Raw genomic sequence first — 21291 nt, forward strand, 5'->3', positions numbered from 1 at the left:
CGCCATGCTGGAGCTGATCAAGTCCTGCGACCGCGGCCATGCCGACCACGGCTGGCTGGAGTCCTTCCACAGCTTTTCCTTCGCCGACTACCACGACCCCGCCCGCATGGGCTTCGGCGCGCTGCGCGTCATCAACGAAGACCGCATCGCCCCGGGCACCGGCTTCGGCATGCACGGCCACCGCGACATGGAGATCATCAGCTACGTGCTCTCCGGCGAGCTGGCGCACAAGGACAGCCTGGGCAACGGCGAGCGCGGCGGCGCGAGCGCGGGCGTGATCCGCCCCGGCGACGTGCAGCGCATGAGCGCCGGCACCGGCGTGATGCACAGCGAGTTCAACCATGCGCGCGACCAGGCCACGCACTTCCTGCAGATCTGGATACAGCCCGACCGCCGCGGCCTCCCGCCCAGCTACGAGCAGCGGCATTTCGACGCCGCCTCCAAGCGCGGCCGGCTGTGCCTGGTGGCGGCCCGCGACGGCGCGGACGGCGCCGTCGCCCTGCACGCCGACGCCCGGCTCTACGCCGGCCTGTTCGACGGCGCCGAGCGCGCCGAGCTGGACCTGGCGGGCGGGCGCATCGCCTACGTCCACCTGGTGCGCGGCGTGCTGACCGTCAACGGCCAGGCGCTGTCGGCGGGCGACGCGCTGCAGATCCGCCAGACCCCGCGCCTCGCGCTGGCCGCAGGCCAGGACGCCGAGGTGCTCGTGTTCGACCTCGCGGCCTGAGCGCCGCTCCACCTTCCCCCACAGGAGTTTTCCCATGAGCAAGATCGTCGTCCTCTACCACTCCGGCTACGGCCACACCCGCAAGATCGCCGAGGCCGTCGCCGGCGCGGCCGGCGCGCAGCTGATCGCCATCGACGCCGAGGGCAACCTCGGCGAGGCCGACTGGGCCGCGCTGGCCGCGGCGGACGGCATCATCTTCGGCACGCCGACCTACATGGGCGGCCCGAGCTGGCAGTTCAAGAAGTTCGCCGACGCCAGCAGCAAGCCCTGGTACGCGCAGCTGTGGAAGGACAAGATCGCCGCCGGCTTCACCAACTCGGCCACGCTGAACGGCGACAAGGCCGGCACCCTGAGCTACCTGCACGCGCTGAGCCAGCAGCACGGCATGGTCTGGGTGGGCATCGGCCTGAAGGCGCCCAACCACAAGGCCGCCACGCGCGACGACATCAACAACCTCGGCGGCTACGCCGGCCTGATCACGCAGACCCCCAGCGACGCCTCCGCCGAGGAGATGGTGCCGGGCGACATCGCCACGGCCAAGGTCTTCGGCGAGCGCGTGAAGGCGGCCGTGGACCGCTGGGTCAAGGGCGGGGCCTAAACCAGCCCCAGGTCGCGCGGGCGGGCGCCGGGGAACACGGCGGCCAGCTGCGCGTCGCCCAGGCCGTACAGGCGCTGGAACAGGCCGCCGAGCAGCGCGCGGTACTCGTTGAGCACCGGATAGTCGCGGCCCTGGTGCAGCGTGGCGGCGGCCACCGCCACCTGCTCGCCGGCCACGCGGGCGCCGCGCAGGCCGCCGCCCAGCACCCAGTAGACGCTGCCGTGGCCATGGTCGGTGCCGCGGCTGCCGTTCTCGCGGAAGGTGCGGCCGAATTCGCTGAGCACCACCACCACGGTGTCCCGCCAGCGCGGCCCCATCTCGTCGGCGAACAGCGCCAGGCCCCGGCCCAGCTCGCCCAGCCGGTTGGCGAGCGGGCCGGTCGCGCCGCCCTGGGCCGCGTGCGTGTCCCAGCCGCCCACGTCGATGAAGCCCAGCGCCACGTGCTCGCGCATCAGCCGCGCGACGCGCCAGGCCTCCAGCGCGAAGCCCCGGGCCGGGATCGCGCCGCGGCTGGCGGCTTCCATCTCGCCGGCCCCGGCCAGCGTGCGGCTCACCTCGTCGCGCACCGCGAAGCCGCCGCCGACCGCGCCGGCCAGCCGGCTACCGGCGTACATGCCGGCGATGGCCCGCGCCTGCGCGGCGTCGAGCGCGCCGCGGCCCAGCTCGCGCAGCGCCTGGTTGGCCACCGGCTCGCCGCCGCGCAGGATCAGTGGCAGCTGGTCCGTGAAAGCCATGGCCTGCGGGCCGGCGCCCAGCACGCCGGCCAGGCGGTTCAGGAAGCCGCTGCGGAAGTCGCGGCCGCCTGGGCGGCCTGGGGCGGGGTCGTCCGGCTGGCCGCGTTCGATGCGGTCCTGGGTCTCGAAGTGGCTGCGCGAGAGGTCGTGGGTGCCGGCGAAGGGCACGAACGCGGCCTGGCCCTGCTGCCACAGCGGGTGCAGGCTGTCGGCCAGCGCGGGCGCCAGGCCCCAGTCGCCGTCCAGCGGCAGCGTGGCGTCGCGGGCGATGGCGATGCTGGGGCGGGCCTCGTCGTAGAACGGCGACGCGACGGGCACCAGCAGGCTGGCCGCGTCGTAGGCGCCGCGCAGGAACACGACGAGCAGGCGCGGCGTGCCGGGCGCGGCGGCCCACAGCCGTGTGCCGGGCAGCGTGGCGGCCAGGCCCAGTTGGAGCAGGTGGCGGCGTTGCATGGCGGTCAGCGGTGCATGAACTCGGGCGAGGCGAGCAGCAGGGTGTTCCAGGCCTGCGGCGAGGCGGCGCCGGCCAGCGCCGCGCGCGTGGCGGGCGCCAGGCGCGGCGCGATGGCGTCGCGGTACAGCGGCGTGTCCAGCTGCGGCACGGCCGGGCGGCGCTGGCCCGGGGCCCGGCGCAGCGCCGGCATGCCGCTGCCGATGGCCTGCGCGACCTCGAAGCGCGTGGCCATCTGCCCGGGCCCGGCCCAGGCGCCCTCGTCCAGCGGGTAGCCGTCGGGCGTCGCGCGGTCGTGGGGCGCCTGGCCGAGCCGGTTCAGCCAGCCGAGCAGCGGCGCGGTGTCGAGCGCCGCGCGGTCGGCATGGGCCAGCCGCACGGCGGAGACGACGTAGTGCACCGGGTCCTTGAACTTGCGGCCCAACGAGGCCTCGAACTCGGGCGAGGCGACCAGGGTGCGCAGCACCTCGGCGATGCGGCCGTCGCTGCGCCGCCAGCGCTCGGCCATCCGCGCGACCAGCGCGGGCGGCGGCTCGTCGGCGACGAAGTAGCGGGCCAGCTTGGCGCACAGGTGGCGCGCGGTGGCGGGATGGCGGGCCAGCAGGTCGAGCACGTGGTCGATCTCGGCCAGGCCGTCGCCGCGGATGGGCTGGCCCAGCAGCGTCTTGGCGCCGAAGTCGTGCCGCGCGGGGTTGAACTCCGCCAGCCCGTCGCGCCAGTACCGGGCCTGCTGCGCGGGGCGCAGCCGGGGCGGGCCGTCCGCCAGGCGCAGGCCCAGGCCGGTGAGCACCCGGGCCAGCGCCTGCACGTCGCGCTGGCCGTAGCCTCCGTCCACGCCCAGCGTGTGCAGCTCCAGCAGCTCGCGGGCGTGGTTCTCGTTGAGGCGGCGGGCGGCGTTGCGCTCGTTGTCCAGGTAGCGCAGCAGGGCCGGGTGGCGGACCGCGTAGCCCAGCAGGTCGCGGAAGCGCCCGAGCGCGCGCTCGCGCAGGCCCTGCTCGTAGTCGCCCACCATCGCGCGCAGGTCGCCTTTGGCCTGGGCCACGTTGAAGTGGTTGAACCAGAACCAGGTCAGCTGCTCGCGCAGCTGCTGCGGCGAGTCCAGCGCGTGCAGCAGCGTGCGCGCCGAGGCCCCGCGGGCCAGCCGGGCCAGCGCCTGCTGGTAAGCCCGGCGCGCGGCGGCGCGGGCGTCGCCGTCGGCGAGGGCATCGGCCGCCTGGCGCTGCGCCGCCAGCTGCTGCACCAGCGGCAGCAGCGGTGGCAGCGGCGGGAGGGCCGGCGGCCGGGCGGCGGGGCCGTCGTCGAGCTGCGCGTCCAGCCAGGCGGCGCGGCCCTGGCGGCGCAGCTGCGCGAGGTCGGCGCCGGTGGCGCCCCAGGTGAGGCGGTCCAGCCAGAGCGCGTCGCGGGCCGTTTGGGCGGTCGTTTGGGCGGCCGGTTGCGTGGCCGGATCAGCGGCCGGCGCGGTGGCGCAGCCGGCGAGGACGGCAGCGAGGACGGCAGCGAGCGCGAGGGTTCTCATGGCGGGCGCCATGATGGGCCCGCGCTGCGCCCGCTGTCGAGGCGGGCAACAAGACTTCACATCCGGTGACGGGCGGCTCGCAGCCCTCGCGGCCCGCCGGCGGGCCTCACTTCAGGTAGATCTTGTCGAACACGCCGCCGTCGTCGAAGTGCGTCTTCTGCACCTTGCGCCAGTCGCCGAACAGCTCGTCGAGGGTGAACAGCTTGACCGGCGCGAAGGTCTTCGCGTATTTGGCCGCGACCTTGGCATCGCGGGGCCGGTAGTAGTTCTGCGCCGCCAGCTCCTGGCCTTCGGGGCCGTACAGGTACTCCAGGTAGGACTGGGCCTGCTTGCGGGTGCCGCGCTTGTCGACGACCTTGTCCACGACGGCCACGGGCGGCTCGGCCAGGATGGACAGGCTGGGCGTGACGATCTCGAACTTCTCCGGGCCCAGTTCCCTGACGGCCAGGAAGGCTTCGTTCTCCCAGGCGATCAGCACGTCGCCGATGCCGCGCTCGACGAAGGTGGTCGTCGCGCCGCGGGCGCCGGAGTCCAGCACCTTGACGTTGGCGAAGAGCTTTTTGACGAAGTCCTGCGCCGTGGCCGGCGTGCCGCCGTTCTTCAGGTGGTAGCCCCAGGCGGCCAGGTAGTTCCAGCGCGCGCCGCCGCTGGTCTTGGGGTTGGGCGTGATGACGCCGACGCCGGGCCTGACCAGGTCCGGCCAGTCCTTGATGCCCTTGGGGTTGCCCTTGCGCACCAGGAACACGATGGTGGACGTGTAGGGTGACGCGTTCTGCGGCAGGCGCTTCTGCCAGTCCAGCGGCAGCAGCTTGTGGTCGGCGATGGCGTCGATGTCGTAGGCCAGCGCCAGCGTCACCACGTCGGCCTCCAGGCCGTCGATCACGGAGCGTGCCTGCTTGCCCGAGCCGCCGTGCGAGGCCTTGATGGTGAGGGTCTCGCCGGTCCTGGCCTTCCAGTGGGCGGCGAAGGCCTTGTTGAAGTCCTGGTACAGCTCGCGCGTGGGGTCGTAGGAGACGTTCAGCAGCGAGGCCTGCGCGTGGGCGCCGGTGGCGGTGAAGGTGGCGAAGGCCGTGAAGGCGAGGGCGGTGAGGGTGCGGCGCATGGTCGTCGTGGTCGGGGACAGGGCAGGGTGAGGGAGGCGGGTCAGGCGGCTTCGGCCCAGGTCGGCGCGGGCTCGTGGCGGGCGGCGTCCACCACGTCGCGGCGCAGCGGCGACGCGAAGGTCTGGATGAAGGCGTACACGTAGTCGCGCAGGTAGGCGCTGCGGCGCACGGCCAGGCGGGTCATGTTGTCTTCGAACAGGTGGCGGGCGTCGAGGGCGCGCAGGTGGCGGTCGCGCTCCTCGTCGAAGGCGATGGCCGCGACGATGCCCACGCCCAGGCCCAGCTCCACGTAGGTCTTGATGACGTCGGCGTCCATCGCGCTGAGCACGATGTGCGGCGCGAGCCGCGCGGCGGCGAAGGCCGCGTCGATGTGCGAGCGGCCGGTGTAGCCGGGCTCGTAGGTGACGATGGGGTGCTGCGCCAGCCGCTCCAGCGTCAGCGGGCCGTCCAGCAGCGGGTGGCCGGGCGGCACGATGACCGCATGCGTCCAGCGGTAGCAGGGCAGGGCCACCAGCTCGGGGTACTGCGCCAGCGCCTCGGTGGCGATGCCCACGTCGGCCTCGCCGTCCAGCAGCAGCCGCGCGATCTGCTGCGGCGAGCCCTGCTGCAGGTGCAGGCTCACGTCGGGGTGGTGGGCGCGGAAGTCGCGCACGGCCGGCGGCAGCGCGTAGCGCGCCTGGCTGTGCGTGGCGGCGATGCGCAGCCGGCCGCTGCCGGCCTGGGCGAAGTCGTCGGCCGCGCGCCGCAGGTTCTCGGCCTCCTGCAGCAGCCGCTCGATGACGGGCAGCACCTGCTCGCCCGGCTCGGTCAGCCCGGTCAGGCGCTTGCCCACGCGCACGAACAGTTCGATGCCCAGTTCCTCCTCCAGCTCGCGGATCTGGCGGCTGACGCCCGGCTGCGAGGTGTGCAGCGCCTGCGCCACCTCGGTCAGGTTGAAGCCGCGGCGCTGGGCTTCGCGGACGGAGCGGAGTTGCTGGAAGTTCATGCGGCGGGATTCTTGCGACGCAGGGTGCGGCTTGTCGTCGAAGGAATGGCGATATGCATATGCGCTTCCTGATCGGCTCAGATCGTGCAGGCCCAGGCGCTGAATGCCGCCGCGCGCGGCCGGTGCTCGGCGGCGGCGCGGGCGCGGGCGGCCTCGACCCAGCTCCTGGCCGCCGGCAGCGGGCCGAAACCGGCCTCGGCGTTGATGTGGCCGGCGTTGCCGAGGTTGCTGTAGCTGGCGCCCCAGCGGTGCGCCCAGCGGGCGGCGCTGGCGGCGCTCATCCACGGGTCGGTGCTGCTGGCGATGAGGCGCGCGCGGCGCGGCAGGCGGTGCTGGGGCAGGGCGTGCGCGAGGCCGAACTTGTCGGGCTCGGCCGGCGCGACCAGCAGCGCCTCGCGGATCGGCGAGCCGGGCTGGTCGGCCAGGTGGCGGGCCAGCGCCAGGCAGCCGAAGCTGTGCGCGACGGCCAGCCATTCGCCGTCGCCCGCGACCTCCAGCGTGCGCGTGATGCGCTCGGCCCAGCGCTCCAGCTCGGGGCGGCTCGGGTCGCGCTGCGTGACGCGGCGGGCGTCGCGGTACTGGCCCTGCAGCCAGGTCTGCCAGTGCGCCGGGCCGCTGTCGTGCAGGCCCGGGATGATGAGGATGCGGGGCGGGCGGCGGCCCGCGGCGGCGGCCTCGGCGGATGCGGCGGTGCTCATGGGCGCTCCTGTGTCGGGAAGGCCCAGTCTGCGCGGCGCGGCCGCGCCGGGGAACGAAGGAATCCGCAGCAGCGCATGCCCGCGCCGCATATCCGGGGCCGCGCCGCCGCTGCGGCTCGCGGGCCGGGGGCGTCAGCCCAGCGTGCCCAGCACGGCGATCTCGCGCTGCTCCGGCACTTCGTTGTAGGACAGCACGGCCAGCCCCGGCGCGAACAGGCGTGCGTAGCGGGCCAGCAGCGGGCGGATCTGCGGCATCACCAGCAGCACCGGCGCGGCGCCCTGGGCCTTGAGCTGGTCGCGCGCGCCGGGCATGTGCAGCTGCAGCTGGGCCAGCAGCTGCGGGTCCACCGGGTAGCTGTCCAGCGGCACCTTGGCGTTGCCCTGGCGGGCCTGGTTCAGCGCGGCCAGCAGCAGGTTCTCCAGCTCGCCGCCGAGGTTGAAGACGCGCAGCGTGCCGGTGGGGCCGCCGAGCTGGCCCACCAGCTGGCGGCGCAGCGTGCAGCGCAGCTCGGCGGCCAGCAGGATGGGGTCCTTGGTGGTCTCGGCGTGCTCGACCAGCGTGCTGGCGATGGGCACGATGTCCTTGATGGACACGCCCTCGGCCAGCAGCAGGCGCAGCACCTTCAGCAGCTGGGCGTGGCTGTAGGCCTTGTCCAGCGCCGCGGCCAGCTTGGGCGCCTGCGCGGCCAGGCGCTCCTGCAGCGCGGTGATGTCGTCGAAGCGCAGCAGCTCGGGCAGCTGCTCGCGCACGACCTTGGCGAGGTGGGTGGCGATGGTGCTGGCCGCGTCCACGACCTGGTAGCCCAGGCCCAGCGCATGGGCCTTGTGCTGGGGCTCGATCCAGGTGACCGGCAGGCCGTAGGCGGGGTCGGTGCCGGGGATGCCGTCCAGCTCGCCGTAGACCTGCGGCGACGCGATGGCCATCAGCCGGTCGGCCTGCACCTCGGCCTGGGCCAGCACCTGGCCGTCCAGCAGCAGCGCGTACTGGCCGGGCCGCAGCGTCAGGTCGTCGCGCACCTGGATGGGCGGCAGCAGCAGACCCATGCTCTCGCTCAGGGACTGGCGCATGCCGCGCACGCGCTGCTGCAGCGGCGCGCCCTGCTCGGGCGCGATCAGGCCCACCAGCTTGTAGCCCAGCGCCACGGCCAGCGGCTCGACGGCGGGCAGCGCGCGCCAGTCCAGCTCGGGCGGCTGGCCGGTCAGCAGCGCGGCCTCGACGGGCGCCGCCGGCTTGACCTCCTGCGCCGTGCGCTGCGCCATGCGCCAGCCGGCATAGGCGAGCACCGCCGCGAAGCCCAGGAAGGGCAGGGTGGGCATGCCGGGGATCAGCGCCAGCGTCGTCATCACGCCGGCGGCGCTGTAGAGCACCTGCGGCGAGGCCAGCAGCTGCTGGCCGATCTGCGCCTCGAAGGCGCCGTCGGCGTCGCCCGAGTCGCTGACGCGGGTGACGATGATGGCCGCCGCGGCCGACAGCAGCAGCGCCGGGATCTGCGCGACCAGGCCGTCGCCGATGGTCAGCAGCGCGTAGGTGCGGAAGGCCTCGCCAAGGCTGAGGTCGTGCATCAGCGCGCCGATGGCGACGCCGCCGATCATGTTGATCAGCAGGATCAGGATGGACGCGATCGCGTCGCCGCGCACGAACTTGCTGGCGCCGTCCATCGCGCCGTAGAAGTCGGCCTCGGCGCCCACGTCCTTGCGGCGCTGCTGGGCCTTTTCCTGGTTGATGAGGCCGGCGTTCAGGTCGGCGTCGATGGCCATCTGCTTGCCGGGCAGCGCGTCCAGCGTGAAGCGGGCCGAGACCTCGGAGATGCGCTCAGCGCCCTTGGTGACGACGATGAAGTTCACCACCATCAGGATCACGAACACCACCAGGCCGACGACGAAGTTGCCGCCGATGACGACGTTGCCGAAGCTCTCGATGACCTGGCCGGCCGCGTGCGTGCCCTCGTGGCCGTGCAGCAGCACGACGCGCGTGGACGCCACGTTCAGCGACAGCCGCAGCAGCGTGGTGGCCAGGATGATGCTCGGGAACACCGAGAAGTCCAGCGGCCGCTTGCTGTTCACGCTGACGAGGATGACCACCAGCGCCAGCACGATGTTGAAGGTGAACAGCGCGTCCAGCAGCACCGGCGGCAGCGGCAGGATGACCATGCCGAGGATGGCCAGCAGGAACAGCGGCGCGGCGACGCGGTAGCGGCCCAGCTGGGCCTGGAGTCGGCTGAGGAAGTTCATGGGGTCTGCGGGTCCGAGAGCTGCGGGGGCACCGGCAAGTCGGTGGGCGGGCGCGGGGCGCTGCGGCGCTTGCCGGCCTGGAAGGCCTTGAGCTGCATCACGTAGCTCAGCACCTGGGCCACCGCCTGGTACAGCGAGGCCGGGATCTGCTGCTGCACCTGGGCGCTGTTGTAGAGGGCGCGCGCCAGCGGCGGCAGCGTCAGCGTCTGCACGCCGTGCTGGCGGGCCAGGTCGCGGATGTAGAAGGCCATCTCGTCCACGCCCTTGGCGACCACGAAGGGCGCCTCGGCGCGCTGCTCGTCATAGCGCAGCGCCACCGCGTAGTGCTCGGGGTTGACGATGACGACGTCGGCCTGCGGCACGGTCTTGCGCACGGCGCGCTGCGCGAGCGCGCGCTGCAGCTGGCGGACGCGCTGGCGCACCTCGGGCCGGCCCTCCTGCTGCTTGTGCTCCTCCTTGACCTCCTGCTTGCTCATGCGCTGGCCGCGCATGAAGAAGAAGTGCTGCAGCGGCGCGTCGACCAGCGCGAACAGCAGCAGCACGGCGGCCAGCGTCAGCAGCGCGTCCAGCATCAGGCCCGCGCCCTGGAGCAGGGCCTGGTCCAGGCTCAGGCCCTGCAGCGCCAGGTAGGCGGGCGCGAGGCTGCGGCTCATGTGCACCAGCAGCGCCAGCAGGCAGGCCACCTTGCCGATGGAGATGGCCAGCTCGCTGTAGTGCTTGGCACTGACCAGCCGCCCCAGGTTGGACAGCGGCGACAGCCGGGAGAAGTCCGGCAGCCAGCGCGAGGTGCTGAACACCAGACCGCCCGGCACGACGGACGCCAGCAGCGCGGCGGCCGGCAGCACCAGCAGCGGCAGGCACATCTTGGCCAGCAGGGCCATCACGTGGAAGAAGCTGGCCGACCAGACGTTGTCCTGCGCGCCGTCGGCCTCCAGCAGCGCGAAGCCGAGCGCGAACAGCTGGCGGAAGTCGTCCAGGTACAGCGGCATCAGCAGCGTGACCAGCTTGAAGCCCAGCAGCACGCCGACCGCCATGGACAGGTCGCGCGAGCGCGGCACCTGCCCCTTCTCGCGCGCCTTGCGCAGCTTCTGGTCCGACGGCTTCTCGGTCTTGTCGCCGCTGCTGGCGTTGTCAGACATGGCCGGCTCCGCCGCGCAGGCCCTGGCCCAGCAGGTCCAGCACGCGCTCGGTCAGGCGCAGGTAGTGGCCCGGCACGAAGCTGAGCATCTGCGACAGCATGAACAGGCCGAACAGCGTCACCACCGCGAAGCCCAGCGAGAACAGGTTGAGCGTCGGCGCGACGCGGTTCAGCAGCCCCAGGCCCATCTGCACGACGAAGGTGGACAGCACCACCGGCAGCGCCAGCAGCAGCGCGGCCGAGAACATCCATGCCACGTTGTAGGCGACGGTCTCCAGCGAGATGGACAGCAGGCCCGAGCCCACCGGCCAGGCCTTGAAGCTCTGGCCCAGCACGCCCAGCAGCAGCAGGTGGCCGTCGACGCTGAAGAACACCAGCATGCACAGCACGCTGAGCAGCGCCGAGACCACGTCCGACGAGCTGCCGTTGAGCGGGTCGTTCATGACGGCCATCGCCAGGCCCAGCTGCGACGACAGCAGATAGCCCAGCACCGTGATCGCCGCCATCGCCAGGTGGAAGGCCAGCCCCAGCACGAAGCCCAGCACCGCCTGCTCGGCGGCCACGGCCACGCCCCGCAGCGACCAGGGGTCGATGCCGGCGACGGCGGTGCTCTGCGACACCGGCAGCAGCACGACGGCCAGCACCAGCGACAGCAGCACCCGCACGCTGACCGGCACCAGCGCCTCGCCGATCATCGGCGCGGCGCTGAACATCGCCATCGCGCGGCAGAACGGCCACCACAGCCCGGCCAGCAGCGTGAGCAACTGCGGGAAGAGCAGCTCCATCAGCCCACCAGCGAGGCGGCGCGCTCGAAGATCGAGACGCAGAAGTCCATCAGGTAGCCGACGATCCAGCGCCCGGCGAGCGTCACCGCCAGCAGCGTCACCAGCAGCTTGGGCAGGAAGGACAGTGTCTGCTCGTTGATCTGCGTGGCCGCCTGGAACAGGCTCACCAGCAGCCCCACCAGCAGCCCCGGCAGCACCAGCACCAGCGCCAGCAGCATGACGAGGTGGACGGCCTCGCCCAGCAGGTCGACGGCGATTTCCGGGGTCATGGATGGCCTGCCGCGTTGGTGTCCGGGTCTTGCGGGCCGAGCGCCGGGCCGCCCCAAGCCGGCCCGCGCTGGCGATGTGCTTGCGGCTCGATGCCGCAAGCATCGCCGTCCCCTCGGGGGCTGAGGCCGGACACAGCGAGCCCAGTGGGCTCGCCGTGCCTGCCGAAGGGCAGCGGGCTGGCCCGCTGCGCGGTCTGCAAGACCGACCAGGCTCGCCCGCGTTCAGCGTGGCGAGATCGGGCGAGGGGCGGCCACATTCAGCTCACCACCCTCACGCTGGACACCAGCGTGTTGACCGTCAACGTCCAGCCGTCCACCAGCACGAACAGCAGCAGCTTCAGCGGCAGCGAGATCACCAGCGGGCTGAGCATCATCATGCCCATGGCCATCAGCACCGAGGCGACGACCAGGTCGATGACCAGGAAAGGGATGAACAGCATGCAGCCGATCTGGAACGCCGTCTTCAGCTCCGACAGCACGAAGGCCGACAGCTTGACCGGGAAGCTGTGCGGCGCGGGCTCGGCGGCGCCGTCCTCGCCGGCCAGCTTGGCCACCTGGGCCAGCGCGGTCTTGCTGGTCTGCGCGAGCATGAAGCGCGACAGCGGCGCCTCGGCGACCTGCAGCGCCTGCGTCAGCGTGATCTTGTCGGCGTCATAGGGCACGAAGGCCTGCTCCCAGATCTGCGTGCCGATGGGCCGCATGACGAGCAGGGTCAGGATCAGCGCGACGCCGGTGATGAGGCGGTTGGGCAGGCCCTGCTGCAGGCCCAGCGCCTGGCGCAGCAGCGCCAGCACGATGACGAAGCGGGTGAAGCTGGTCATCATCAGCACCAGCGAGGGCAGCAGCCCCAGCAGGGTCATGATGATCAGGACCTGCGTCTTCACCGTGAACTCGCCGGCCGCGCCGCCGGCCTGGACGCCGGCGATCTTCAGCGTCTGCGCCAGCGCCGGGTGGTGCAGCAGCGTCAGGCCCAGCCCCAGGCCCGCCGCGCCCAGCGCGCGCAGCGGCCTCACCGGCGCCCCCCGGGCGCGGCGCGCCGTCCCGCCGGGCGGGTGCTCATGACTGCAGCGAGTCCAGGTCCAGCCCGTCGATCTCGACGATCTTCAGGCCGTAGTTCTCGCCGCTGACGACCACCTCGGCGCGGCCGATGGCGGTGCCGTTGACCTTGATGGTCAGCGGCTCGCCGGCCAGGCTGTCCAGCTCCACGACGCTGTCGGCCTGCAGGTGGGCCAGGTCGTACAGCGACAGCTTGGCCTCGCCCACCTCCAGCGTCAGCGTGACCGGGATCTTGCGCATCAGCTTGGGCAGGTCGCGTGCCGGCGCCGCCGGCACGGCCGGCTGGGCCGCGCCGGGCAGCGCCAGGTCCTGTTCGGGGAATTCATCCAGCAGCGCCTCGATGGCCTGGTTGTCGTTCATGTTCATCGGGGGGCTCATGTCAGTCGGTGTCCGCGAAGGAGGTCAGGCACAGCTTGCCCTGGTGCTCGGCCACCGAGGCGGTGAACAGGCAGGAGCCGTCGACCAGCACCTGCGTGGCCTTGGGGTTCAGCCGCACGGGCACGAGGTCGCCGGGCCGCAGGTCCAGCAGCTCGCCCAGCGACAGGGTCTGCTGCAGCAGCCGGGCCTGCAGCTTCACGTCCAGCCGGCGCGCCAGCGCCTGCGGCGGCGGCGTGCGGGCGCGCGGCGCGCGCGGCGGCTGGCCGTCGGCCAGGCGGTGGAGCAGCCGGTCCATGCAGGCGCCGTCCAGGCCGATGAGGACGGTGCTGGACAAGTTCTGCCCGGGCTCGAGGATGGTGGCCCGCACGATCCAGCCACCGGGCGTCAGGCCCGAGTGCGGGCTGTGCTGCAGCGCGAGGTCCTCGGCGGGCAGGCCCAGGGCCTGCTGCACGCAGCCCAGCAGCTGGCGGCACAGCAGCGCCTGCAGGCGCGCCTCGGTGGCGGTCTGCTGGGCGTTCTCGGTCTCGGCCGGCGTGGCGCCGTAGCGGTGCGCCATCAGGCTCAGCACCAGGCTGCGCTCCAGCAGGCAGGCCAGGTGGCCGGCCGCGGCGCTGCCGACCAGCCAGCGCCCGGCGTCGCCCTGGCCCGGGGCGAGCGCCACCTCGCCGACCTGGTAGTGGGCGCGGTAGCGGCGGTTGTGCTGGCGCAGCAGCTCGCCCAGCGCCTCGCTCAGCTGCCCGGTGAACTGCGGCAGCAGGTGCACCGGCCGGCCCAGCGTGCGCGGGTCCAGGACGGTGGGGGTGGGGGTGCTCATGGGCGGTGCGGGATGAATATCGGGGTGCGGCGGCCGGCGCATTATGGCGGCGGCCTGCTGGGGGGTATTTCCGGGTGGGTGGATTCTGGCGAAATTTCGATGGGCCGGCAAAGGGTGGCGGCGTCCGGCGGGAAATTGCTTGCGGCTGCGGCGAGAAAAAAGTCACGCGGCGCGGCCCGGCGCCGATTTAAGCCGGCGTCGCCGGCGGTCGCCTTCGTCTTTGGAGCGGCGTGCGGCCCGGGGCCGGCGCCCGCTCGTGCGGGGAAGACGCCGGCCGCCGAGGCGCGGCGGGGCTCATGCTGCGCGTGCACAAAATCACGGCGGCCGCGGCGCCGTGCGCCGCGGCCCGGCCCGGGCTGGCTACAGTCCATCGCATCAGGGCACACCCGAACGAGAGTCGGGGTCGCAAAGCTTCCGGTCCACCATGCGCGGCGCAGGCCGTGCATCACGATAGCGGGGTTGCCAGGCCTGAGTCCGCCGCGCCGCCCCGGTGCCGCGCTCCTGCCTGCCGGGTCGCTTGCCGCGGCCTGTCGTGACCCGCTGGCACTCGCCGGGTTCGCCGCCGACCCACCCGTTGGAGATTGCGACCATGCGCGAGCCGAACCGCTTCCCGTCCTTGCCCCGCCGGCCGCGCCGCGCCGGTTCTCCCGGCCTTTTCCGGTCCTTTTCCGCGGCTTGCCCGGCCGCTGCCCCGGGTAGCATGGATTCGTCATATTGGCCTGAATAGTATTCAGGCCGTGAATCGGGTGACGCGTCCTGGGGATGCCGGATGCGGCCCGGCCAAGGTTTCCGCCGGCATCGAATAAGAACCGCGGCGGGTCGATATTGAATAAGTCGGTAAATATGCCCCGAAGTGGGGCAGGGGATGGTTTTGCCCGGCGCAGGGCCAGCCTTTTGACGAGAAGGAATGAAAATGGCCGTCAATGACGCCTCCATGGCGCCGTCGCTGAGCTCGGGGCTGCTGGCCGACCTGGCCCGCCTGGAGCAGGATGCGCAGCGCCTGGTCGCCGCCGCCGCGCCCGGCGCCGCTGCCGCGCCTGCGGGCGGCTTTGCCGACAGCCTGGTGCAGGCGCTGCGCGGCGTCGACGGGCAGGACCAGGACGCGGCCCAGCGCATGACGGCGGTCGAGACCGGCGAGAGCGACGACCTCGTCGGCGCCATGCTCGCCAGCCAGCAGGCAAGCCTGTCCTTCTCGATGCTCATGCAGGTGCGCAACAAGGTGGTCGGCGCGGTGGACGAGCTGATCAAGCTGCCGCTCTGAGGCCCGCATGATGAAAGCCCTGAGCGCCCGCCTCGGCCCGGCCTGGAGCCGCCTGCCGTCCCTGCAGGCCCTGCCGGGCGGGCTGCTGCGCGGCCTGCTGCCCGTCGTCGGGCTGGCGCTGGCCGGCACCGCGCTGGCGCTGATGCTGATGTGGCGCGACCAGGCCGGCTACAAGCCGGTGTTCGGCCAGCGCGAGCGCATCGCCACGGCCGAGATGATGGCGGTGCTGGACGCCGAGCGCATCGGCTACCGGCTGCACCCCGAGACCGGCCAGGTGCTGGTGCCCGAGTCGCAGCTCGGCCGGGTGCGCATGCTGCTGGCGGCCAAGGGCGTCGTCGCCAAGCTGCCGGCCGGCCTGGAGCTGATGGACAGGAACGACCCGCTGGGCGTCAGCCAGTTCGTGCAGGACGTGCGCTTCCGCCGCGGCCTGGAGGGCGAGCTGGCGCAGAGCATGATGAGCCTGGACGCGGTGGAGTCGGCGCGCGTGCACCTGTCCATCGCCAAGTCCTCGTCCTTCGTGCTGTCGGACGGCCAGAAGAGCTCCGCCTCCATCGTGCTGACGCTCAAGCCCGGCCGCACGCTGGGCAACGAGCAGATCGCCGCGGCCATCAACCTGGTGGCCGGCAGCGTCGCCAGCCTGGAGCCGGCGCGCGTCAGCCTGGTGGACCAGGCCGGCAACCTGCTGTCCTCGCGCGTGGACCTCAGCGAGGGCTTCGAGGGCAGCCAGGTCACCGATGCCGCCCGGCATTACCAGGACGAGGCGCGCCGCAACGCGCGCGACCTGCTCGCCCCGGTGCTGGGCGAGGACAACTACCGCGTCTCCGTGACCGCCGAGGTCGACAACGACCGCGTGCAGGAGACGCGCGAGCAGTACGGCGACGCGCCGCGCCTGACCAACGAGGCCATGCGCGAGGAGCAGGACCGCGGCCAGCTGGCGCTGGGCATCCCCGGCTCGCTGTCCAACCGCCCGGTCAACGCGCCCAACCCGGCCGCGTCGGCGGCCGGCGCCAACGGCACGCAGGCGCGCAAGAACGCCGCGACCCGCCAGTACGCCTACGACCGCAGCATCACCCAGGTGAAGAAGAGCCGCGGCCGGCTGGTGCGGCTGTCGGTGGCCGTGGTGCTGAACAACGCGGTCGCGCCCGGCGGCGCCAAGGCCTGGACGCCGGAGGAGATCGCCAAGGTCCAGACGCTGCTGGGCAACGGCCTGGGCATCAACGCCGAGCGCGGCGACAAGCTGGCCGTCTCGACGCTGAACTTCCCCGCGCCGGCGCCCGCCGCCCCCTGGTACCAGCAGCGCGACACGCTGGTCGACATCGGCGGCTGGGTGGGCTGGGCGCTGGCGGCGGTGCTGGGCTACCTGCTGCTCGCCCGACCGCTGCTGCGCCTGGGCCAGCAGGCGCTGGCGCCGCGCCGTGCGGCGCCGGAGTCCGCCGAGCCGGCGGCGCTGGCCGCGGGCGCGCAGGCCGCCGCGCTGCCGTCGCCGGCCGCCAGCGGCGCCGCCGACCGGCCGATGCCCGTGGTGCCGCTGCTGGAGGACTACGAACTGCCGCCCCCCGGCTCGCCGGTGGATGTGATGGTGGACCACCTGAAGGTGCTCGCCTCCAAGGAGCCGGAGCGCGTCGCCGAGGTGGTCAAGCAATGGGTGCAGAAGAAAAATGCCTGAGGCCACCGACCTGATCCCCGCCACCACCGCGGCCGGCCTGACGCCGGTGGAGCGCGCCGCCATCGTGCTGCTGAGCATGGGCGAGGAGCCCGCCGCGGCGGTGCTGCGCTGCCTGTCGCGCGAGGAGCTGCTGGACGTGACCCAGGTGATGTCGCGCATGAGCGGCATCAAGGTCGACTGGGTCAAGACCGCGCTGCAGGGCTTCTTCGACGACTACCGCGAGCAGAGCGGCGTGCACGGCGCGTCGCGCAGCTACCTGAAGCGCTCGCTGGACATGGCGCTGGGCGGCGACATCGCCAACAGCGTGCTCAACAGCATCTACGGCGACGCGATCCGCCCCAAGATGCAGCGCCTGCAATGGGCCTCGCCGAAGTGGCTGGCCGACCACATCGCCGACGAGCATGTGCGCATGCAGGCGGTGTTCCTGGCCTTCCTGCCGCCCACGCTGGCCAGCGACGTGCTGGCCGCGCTGCCGGACGCCGGCCGCGACCAGGTGCTGCTGAACGTGGCCCGGCTGTCCGAGGTGGACGCCGAGCTGCTGGCCGAGCTGGAGCAGCTGGTGGAGCGCTGCCTGGTGGGCCTGGGCCACCAGGGCGCCAACGTCGAGGGCGTGCGCCAGGTCGCCGAGATCCTGAACCGGCTGCCGGACCAGCGCCAGCAGATGGTGGAGCTGCTGCGCGCGCAGGACCCCGACGTGGTCAGCGAGATCGAGGTCAGCATGTACGACTTCTTCATCCTGTCGCGCCAGACCGAGGCGGTGCTGACCCGCATCATCGAGGAGGTGCCCATCGAGCTGTGGGCCGTGGCGCTGAAGGGCGCCGAGCCGGCGGTGCGCACGGCCATCCTGGCCGCGATGCCGCGCCGCCAGGCGCAGAGCTTCGAGGACCTGATCCGCCGCGGCGGCCCGATCCCGCTGTCGCGCGCCGAGCAGTCGCGCAACGAGGTCATGACGCTGGTCAAGGGCCTGGTGGATGCCGGTGAGATCCAGGTGCAGCTGTTTGCCGAGGCGACCGTCGAGTGAAACCCGTACTTCGCCCCCACCGCTTTCCGCCGCTGGCCCAGCTCAGCGCCGCGCGCGAGCTGGCCGGCAGCTCGCCGGCGCAGTTGCAGCAGGTGCTGGCCCAGGGCTTCCAGGAAGGCCTGGCCAAGGGCTACGAGGAAGGCCACGCCAGCGGCCTGGCCGCCGGCCGCGAAGCTGCCCAGGCCGTCGGCCGGGAGGAGGGCCGCGAGCAGGGCCGGCGCGAGGCGCAGGAGCGCTTCGCCGCGCTGTCGGGCCCGGTGGACGCGCTGCTGGCCGAGCTGCGCCAGCTGCAGGCCGACTACCAGTCGGCGCTGCGCAAGGAGGTGGTGGACCTGGTCGAGAAGGTCGCGCGCCAGGTCATCCGCGCCGAGCTGACGCTGCAGCCCACGCAGCTGCTGGCGCTGGTGGACGAGACGCTGGCCAGCATGCCGGTGCGCCGCGAGGGCGTGGAGGTGTTCCTGAACCCCGAGGACCTGCGCCGGCTGCAGGACCTGGCGCCCGAGCGTGCCGCGGCCTGGACGCTGCGCGCCGACGCCAAGCTCGAAAGCGGCGAATGCCGGCTGCTGGCCGGCGGCCACGAGGCCGACGCCGGCTGCGGCCAGCGGCTGGCGGCCTGCATGGACCAGGTCAAGGCGCAGTTGCTGGACGTGGCGGCGGAGGAGGCCTCGTGATCGCCGCCGCGCTGCGCCGGGTCGAGCTGGGCGAGGTGCCGGTGGCCACGCCCACGGGCCGGCTGGTGGGCGCCTCCGGGCTGCTGCTGGAGAGCGTCGGCTGCGCGCTGCGCACCGGCCAGCGCTGCATGATCGAGGGCGCGGGCGGCGAGTGGATCGCGGCGCAGGTGGTGGGCTTCCGCGAGGAGGTGTCCTACCTGATGCCGTTCAAGAAGCCCGAGGGCCTGTCCACCGGCGCGCGCGTGCTGCCGGCGCCGGAGCTGCGCACGCCGATGATCGGCCCGGCCTGGCTGGGCCGCATCGTCAACGGCCTGGGCGAGCCCATCGACGGCCTGGGCCGGCTGACCGGCGAGCACCCGCTGCCCAGCCGCCCGCCCAAGGTCAACCCGCTGAAGAAGACGCCGGTGCACGAGCCGCTGGACGTCGGCGTGCGCGCCATCAACGGCCTGCTGACGCTGGGCCGCGGCCAGCGCGTCGGCCTGATGGCCGGCTCCGGCGTGGGCAAGAGCGTGCTGCTGGGCCTGATCACGCGCCAGACCGTCGCCGACGTGGTGGTCGTGGGCCTGATCGGCGAGCGCGGCCGCGAGGTGCGCGAGTTCATCGACCTCAGCCTCGGCGAGGCCGGCCTGGCGCGTGCCGTCGTCGTCGTCGCGCCGGCCGACGAGTCGCCGCTGATGCGCATGCGCGCCACCGAGCTGTGCCACACCATCGCCGCGCACTACCGCGACACCGGCGCCCACGTGCTGCTGCTGGTGGACTCGCTGACCCGCTACGCGATGGCCAAGCGCGAGGTGGCGCTGGCGCTGGGCGAGCCGCCGGCCACGCGCGGCTACCCGCCGTCGGTGTTCTCGGTGCTGCCCGAGCTGGTCGAGAGCGCCGGCAACGGCGAGCACCCGCAGGGCAGCATGAGCGCCATCTACACCGTGCTGGCCGAGGGCGACGACCAGCAGGACCCGGTGGTGGACACCGCGCGCGCCATCCTGGACGGCCACATCGTGCTGTCCCGCGCGCTGGCCGAGCGCGGCCACTACCCCGCCATCGACGTGGCCCAGTCCATCAGCCGCTGCATGGCGCTGGTGGCGGCCAAGGCGCACCAGCAGGCCGCGCGCGAGCTGAAGGCGCTGGCCGCCAAGTACGAGCAGGTGCGCGAACTGATGCCGCTGGGCGCCTACGTGCCCGGCGCCGACCCCCAGACCGACCGCGCCGTGCGGCTCTTCCCCCAGATCGAGGCCTTCCTGCACCAGGGCGTCAACGAGCCGGCGCGGCTGGACGAGACCCTGCAGCGCCTCGCGGAGATCGTGCAATGAAGCAACTGCAACTGAACCTGCGCCGCATCGTCGACCTGCGCGGCCGCGAGCTGGAACGCCACCAGGCCGAGCTGGCCGCCAAGGAGCGGCTGCGCGCGCGCAGCGCCGCCGCCGTGCAGCGGCTGGAGACGCTGAACGCGCAGCTGGGCCCGACCGGCGCGTTCTCGCCCAGCCTGGCCGTCAACGGCGGCGACTACAAGGAGTCCGTCATGCAGTGGGCCGACCGGCAGCGCGAGAACCTCGCCGCCCACGAGGCCGACGTGGCCGCCCAGCGCCAGGCCGTGCTGGCCGTGGCGCGCAAGCAGGAGGCCGTCGGCCAGCTGCTGGAGCGCGTGGGCAGCCGCCTGCGCGCCGAGGACGAGCGGCGCCAGCAGAAGGGCCAGGACGAGCTGGCCGGCCAGGTCTGGCAGCGGAGCCGGGCATGAGGGGGTTTTTTAAGTTGTCGGCCGCGCGCGTCGTCTTGTCCGAGGGTAGTCCCATCACCTCTCCGAGGAGCCGCCGATGACCACCACGAGCTATGACCCGACGACCACGGCCACTTCGCTGGCCAAGGCCTACACCGCGGCCGCGCAGTCGCTGATCGATTCGCAGAAGACCGCCGCGACCACCTCGTCCGGCGCGCTGGGCAAGCTGCAGAGCGCGCTGTCGAGCTTCCAGACCGCGCTGGGCTCGCTCAGCAGCGTCTCCAGCGCCGGCAGCCTGCTGAAGATGAGCGCGACCGCGTCCGACCCCGCCGTCGCCAGCGCCACCGCGGGCGGCAAGGCCGCGCCGGGCAGCTACTCGCTGTTCGTCGAGCAGCTGGCCAGCCACCAGCAGATCGCCTTCCAGGACCTGCCGGCCACCGCGGCCAACGCCGCCGGCAAGATCCAGCTGTCGCTGGGCAACGGCGACAGCTTCGAGGTCGACCTCGCGGTGGCCGACATGGACGGCAACGGCACGCTGTCCTATGCCGAGATCGCCCGCGCGGTGAACGGCGCCAGCGGCAACCAGGGCAAGGTCACCGCGATGGTCAGCACCGTCAACGGCCAGTCCAGCCTGGTGTTCAGCGCCGGCACCGGCGGCAGCGACGGCGAGATGACCGTCAGCGCCGACGGCAACGTCGATGCGGCGCTGGCCGCCGTGCTGAACGGCCCGCCCCGGGAGCTGGTGGCCGCGCGCAACGCCGTCGTCTGGCTGGGTGCCCAGGGCAGCGGCCTGAAGATCGAGCAGAACAGCAACACCGTCACCGCCATCGACGGCGTGACGCTGACGCTGAAGGCCGCCCAGGCCGCCGGCAGCGCGCCGATGACGCTGGCCGTGGCCCAGGACACCAGCGCCACCCAGGGCAACATCACCGGCTTCGTGAACGCGTACAACACGCTGCGCAGCACGCTGGACGGCCTGCTCAAGAGCGGCGGCGCGGACGGCGCGGCTGGCCCGCTGGCCAGCGACTCCAGCCTGAAGTCGCTGCGCGACCGCCTCGCCGGCCTGCTGCGCCAGGACGTCGGCGGCACGAACCTGCGCGACCTGGGCTTCTCGCTGGACCGCGCCGGCAAGCTCAGCCTGGACGGCGACAAGCTGTCCCGGGCGCTGGCGACGACGCCCGACGTGCTGGACGGCTTCCTCGGCAAGGCCACGCTGACCACCCGCAGCGGCCTGCTCGGCAGCCTCGCCACCGCCACCGAGCAGTGGACCAGCAGCACCGGCGGCCTGCTGCAGAAGCGCCAGGACGCGATCGCCGCCCAGCAGCGCACGCTGACCGCGCGCCAGACCCGGCTCGACGCCCGCTTCGACCAGATGTACGAGCGCTACCTGAAGCAGTTCTCCGCCCTGCAGGCCATGCAGGAGCAGATGTCCAAGACCTCGGGGCTGTTGGACAGCCTCTTCTCCACCCAGTAGCCC

The 21291-nt window shown here is 73.0% G+C and carries 21 protein-coding genes and 1 riboswitch; of the genes, 9 read left to right on the plus strand and 12 right to left on the minus strand.

Annotated elements, in window-relative coordinates:
- The first annotated feature begins 4 nt into the window (after window positions 1-4).
- Both QM788_RS12945 and QM788_RS12950 read left to right on the plus strand, forming a co-directional pair.
- The gene (locus QM788_RS12945; RefSeq protein ID WP_415661886.1) at window positions 5-727 is read left to right on the plus strand and encodes a pirin family protein; all 723 of its coding nucleotides are present in this window, start codon (window positions 5-7) and stop codon (window positions 725-727) included.
- Between the two features lie 34 nt (window positions 728-761).
- Window positions 762-1325 carry a flavodoxin family protein gene (locus tag QM788_RS12950; protein WP_415661887.1) on the plus strand — a complete coding sequence of 188 codons (564 nt, stop codon included), beginning with the start codon at window positions 762-764 and terminating at the stop codon, window positions 1323-1325.
- On the opposite strand, the gene QM788_RS12955 is transcribed toward QM788_RS12950, so the two are convergent.
- The 12 genes from QM788_RS12955 to QM788_RS13010 all read right to left on the minus strand — a co-directional run bounded on the left by QM788_RS12955 (window position 1322) and on the right by QM788_RS13010 (window position 13484).
- Window positions 1322-2512: a DUF1501 domain-containing protein gene (locus tag QM788_RS12955; protein WP_415661888.1), complete on the minus strand. Its 1191-nt coding sequence runs from the start codon at window positions 2510-2512 to the stop codon at window positions 1322-1324. The two genes, QM788_RS12950 and QM788_RS12955, sit on opposite strands and share 4 nt — an antisense overlap.
- A gap of 5 nt (window positions 2513-2517) precedes the next feature.
- Window positions 2518-4026: a DUF1800 domain-containing protein gene (locus tag QM788_RS12960; RefSeq protein WP_415661889.1), complete on the minus strand. Its 1509-nt coding sequence runs from the start codon at window positions 4024-4026 to the stop codon at window positions 2518-2520.
- A 106-nt stretch (window positions 4027-4132) separates the two neighbouring features.
- Window positions 4133-5128 carry a sulfate ABC transporter substrate-binding protein gene (locus QM788_RS12965; protein ID WP_415661890.1) on the minus strand — a complete coding sequence of 332 codons (996 nt, stop codon included), beginning with the start codon at window positions 5126-5128 and terminating at the stop codon, window positions 4133-4135.
- Between the two features lie 41 nt (window positions 5129-5169).
- The gene (locus QM788_RS12970; RefSeq protein ID WP_415661891.1) at window positions 5170-6114 is read right to left on the minus strand and encodes a CysB family HTH-type transcriptional regulator; all 945 of its coding nucleotides are present in this window, start codon (window positions 6112-6114) and stop codon (window positions 5170-5172) included.
- A 77-nt stretch (window positions 6115-6191) separates the two neighbouring features.
- Window positions 6192-6812: an RBBP9/YdeN family alpha/beta hydrolase gene (locus tag QM788_RS12975; RefSeq protein ID WP_415661892.1), complete on the minus strand. Its 621-nt coding sequence runs from the start codon at window positions 6810-6812 to the stop codon at window positions 6192-6194.
- 132 nt (window positions 6813-6944) lie between these two features.
- The gene (locus tag QM788_RS12980; protein WP_415661893.1) at window positions 6945-9044 is read right to left on the minus strand and encodes a flagellar biosynthesis protein FlhA; all 2100 of its coding nucleotides are present in this window, start codon (window positions 9042-9044) and stop codon (window positions 6945-6947) included.
- The gene (flhB, locus tag QM788_RS12985) at window positions 9041-10183 is read right to left on the minus strand and encodes a flagellar type III secretion system protein FlhB (protein WP_415661894.1); all 1143 of its coding nucleotides are present in this window, start codon (window positions 10181-10183) and stop codon (window positions 9041-9043) included. The genes QM788_RS12980 and flhB overlap by 4 nt, the downstream gene beginning before the upstream one ends.
- Entirely contained in the window at window positions 10176-10967 is a 792-nt protein-coding gene (locus tag QM788_RS12990; protein WP_415661895.1) for a flagellar biosynthetic protein FliR, read from the minus strand. Before QM788_RS12990 ends, flhB begins: the two co-directional genes overlap by 8 nt.
- Window positions 10967-11236, minus strand: coding sequence for a flagellar biosynthesis protein FliQ (fliQ, locus tag QM788_RS12995; RefSeq protein ID WP_415661896.1), 270 nt, complete (start codon window positions 11234-11236; stop codon window positions 10967-10969). Before fliQ ends, QM788_RS12990 begins: the two co-directional genes overlap by 1 nt.
- Window positions 11237-11493: 257 nt before the next feature.
- A complete protein-coding gene (gene fliP / locus QM788_RS13000; protein WP_415661897.1) occupies window positions 11494-12249 on the minus strand; it encodes a flagellar type III secretion system pore protein FliP in 756 nt (251 codons plus the stop codon).
- Between the two features lie 43 nt (window positions 12250-12292).
- Window positions 12293-12658, minus strand: coding sequence for a FliM/FliN family flagellar motor switch protein (locus QM788_RS13005; protein WP_415662985.1), 366 nt, complete (start codon window positions 12656-12658; stop codon window positions 12293-12295).
- A gap of 13 nt (window positions 12659-12671) precedes the next feature.
- Window positions 12672-13484, minus strand: coding sequence for a FliM/FliN family flagellar motor switch protein (locus QM788_RS13010; protein WP_415661898.1), 813 nt, complete (start codon window positions 13482-13484; stop codon window positions 12672-12674).
- Between the two features lie 369 nt (window positions 13485-13853).
- Window positions 13854-13951, plus strand: a riboswitch (cyclic di-GMP riboswitch).
- A gap of 446 nt (window positions 13952-14397) precedes the next feature.
- On the opposite strand from QM788_RS13010, the gene QM788_RS13015 reads away from it, so the two are divergent.
- From QM788_RS13015 to fliD, 7 genes are all read left to right on the plus strand, one after another.
- Window positions 14398-14745, plus strand: coding sequence for a flagellar hook-basal body complex protein FliE (locus QM788_RS13015; protein ID WP_415661899.1), 348 nt, complete (start codon window positions 14398-14400; stop codon window positions 14743-14745).
- 10 nt (window positions 14746-14755) lie between these two features.
- Window positions 14756-16411 (plus strand): flagellar basal-body MS-ring/collar protein FliF, encoded by a 1656-nt coding sequence (gene fliF, locus QM788_RS13020; RefSeq protein ID WP_415662986.1) that lies wholly within the window; start codon window positions 14756-14758, stop codon window positions 16409-16411.
- Window positions 16404-17432: a flagellar motor switch protein FliG gene (locus QM788_RS13025; RefSeq protein WP_415661900.1), complete on the plus strand. Its 1029-nt coding sequence runs from the start codon at window positions 16404-16406 to the stop codon at window positions 17430-17432. The genes fliF and QM788_RS13025 overlap by 8 nt, the downstream gene beginning before the upstream one ends.
- Window positions 17429-18103, plus strand: a complete 675-nt coding sequence (gene fliH / locus QM788_RS13030) for a flagellar assembly protein FliH (protein ID WP_415661901.1) — start codon at window positions 17429-17431, stop codon at window positions 18101-18103. Before QM788_RS13025 ends, fliH begins: the two co-directional genes overlap by 4 nt.
- On the plus strand, window positions 18100-19410 hold the full coding sequence (gene fliI, locus QM788_RS13035) for a flagellar protein export ATPase FliI (RefSeq protein WP_415661902.1): 1311 nt from the start codon (window positions 18100-18102) through the stop codon (window positions 19408-19410). Before fliH ends, fliI begins: the two co-directional genes overlap by 4 nt.
- Window positions 19407-19835: a flagellar export protein FliJ gene (locus QM788_RS13040; RefSeq protein ID WP_415661903.1), complete on the plus strand. Its 429-nt coding sequence runs from the start codon at window positions 19407-19409 to the stop codon at window positions 19833-19835. The genes fliI and QM788_RS13040 overlap by 4 nt, the downstream gene beginning before the upstream one ends.
- Before the next feature lie 76 nt (window positions 19836-19911).
- The gene (fliD, locus tag QM788_RS13045) at window positions 19912-21288 is read left to right on the plus strand and encodes a flagellar filament capping protein FliD (RefSeq protein WP_415661904.1); all 1377 of its coding nucleotides are present in this window, start codon (window positions 19912-19914) and stop codon (window positions 21286-21288) included.
- Window positions 21289-21291: the final 3 nt, after the last annotated feature.

It is taken from the genome of Roseateles sp. (genome assembly GCF_047654785.1).
Classification (GTDB): Bacteria; Pseudomonadota; Gammaproteobacteria; order Burkholderiales; family Burkholderiaceae_C; genus Pelomonas.

What these genes read in the sequence shown, in the direction of transcription:
- QM788_RS13040 (WP_415661903.1), top strand. Translation starts at nt 19,407, where the DNA reads ATGAAGCAACTGCAACTGAACCTGCGCCGCATCGTCGACCTGCGCGGC.
- QM788_RS13010 (WP_415661898.1), bottom strand. Translation starts at nt 13,484, where the DNA reads ATGAGCACCCCCACCCCCACCGTCCTGGACCCGCGCACGCTGGGCCGG.
- flhB (WP_415661894.1), bottom strand. Translation starts at nt 10,183, where the DNA reads ATGTCTGACAACGCCAGCAGCGGCGACAAGACCGAGAAGCCGTCGGAC.
- QM788_RS12955 (WP_415661888.1), bottom strand. Translation starts at nt 2,512, where the DNA reads ATGCAACGCCGCCACCTGCTCCAACTGGGCCTGGCCGCCACGCTGCCC.
- QM788_RS12970 (WP_415661891.1), bottom strand. Translation starts at nt 6,114, where the DNA reads ATGAACTTCCAGCAACTCCGCTCCGTCCGCGAAGCCCAGCGCCGCGGC.
- QM788_RS12990 (WP_415661895.1), bottom strand. Translation starts at nt 10,967, where the DNA reads ATGGAGCTGCTCTTCCCGCAGTTGCTCACGCTGCTGGCCGGGCTGTGG.
- QM788_RS13025 (WP_415661900.1), top strand. Translation starts at nt 16,404, where the DNA reads ATGCCTGAGGCCACCGACCTGATCCCCGCCACCACCGCGGCCGGCCTG.
- fliD (WP_415661904.1), top strand. Translation starts at nt 19,912, where the DNA reads ATGACCACCACGAGCTATGACCCGACGACCACGGCCACTTCGCTGGCC.
- QM788_RS12950 (WP_415661887.1), top strand. Translation starts at nt 762, where the DNA reads ATGAGCAAGATCGTCGTCCTCTACCACTCCGGCTACGGCCACACCCGC.
- QM788_RS12960 (WP_415661889.1), bottom strand. Translation starts at nt 4,026, where the DNA reads ATGAGAACCCTCGCGCTCGCTGCCGTCCTCGCTGCCGTCCTCGCCGGC.
- QM788_RS12965 (WP_415661890.1), bottom strand. Translation starts at nt 5,128, where the DNA reads ATGCGCCGCACCCTCACCGCCCTCGCCTTCACGGCCTTCGCCACCTTC.
- QM788_RS12975 (WP_415661892.1), bottom strand. Translation starts at nt 6,812, where the DNA reads ATGAGCACCGCCGCATCCGCCGAGGCCGCCGCCGCGGGCCGCCGCCCG.
- QM788_RS12945 (WP_415661886.1), top strand. Translation starts at nt 5, where the DNA reads ATGCTGGAGCTGATCAAGTCCTGCGACCGCGGCCATGCCGACCACGGC.
- fliQ (WP_415661896.1), bottom strand. Translation starts at nt 11,236, where the DNA reads ATGACCCCGGAAATCGCCGTCGACCTGCTGGGCGAGGCCGTCCACCTC.
- fliF (WP_415662986.1), top strand. Translation starts at nt 14,756, where the DNA reads ATGAAAGCCCTGAGCGCCCGCCTCGGCCCGGCCTGGAGCCGCCTGCCG.
- QM788_RS13005 (WP_415662985.1), bottom strand. Translation starts at nt 12,658, where the DNA reads ATGAACATGAACGACAACCAGGCCATCGAGGCGCTGCTGGATGAATTC.
- QM788_RS12980 (WP_415661893.1), bottom strand. Translation starts at nt 9,044, where the DNA reads ATGAACTTCCTCAGCCGACTCCAGGCCCAGCTGGGCCGCTACCGCGTC.
- QM788_RS13015 (WP_415661899.1), top strand. Translation starts at nt 14,398, where the DNA reads ATGGCCGTCAATGACGCCTCCATGGCGCCGTCGCTGAGCTCGGGGCTG.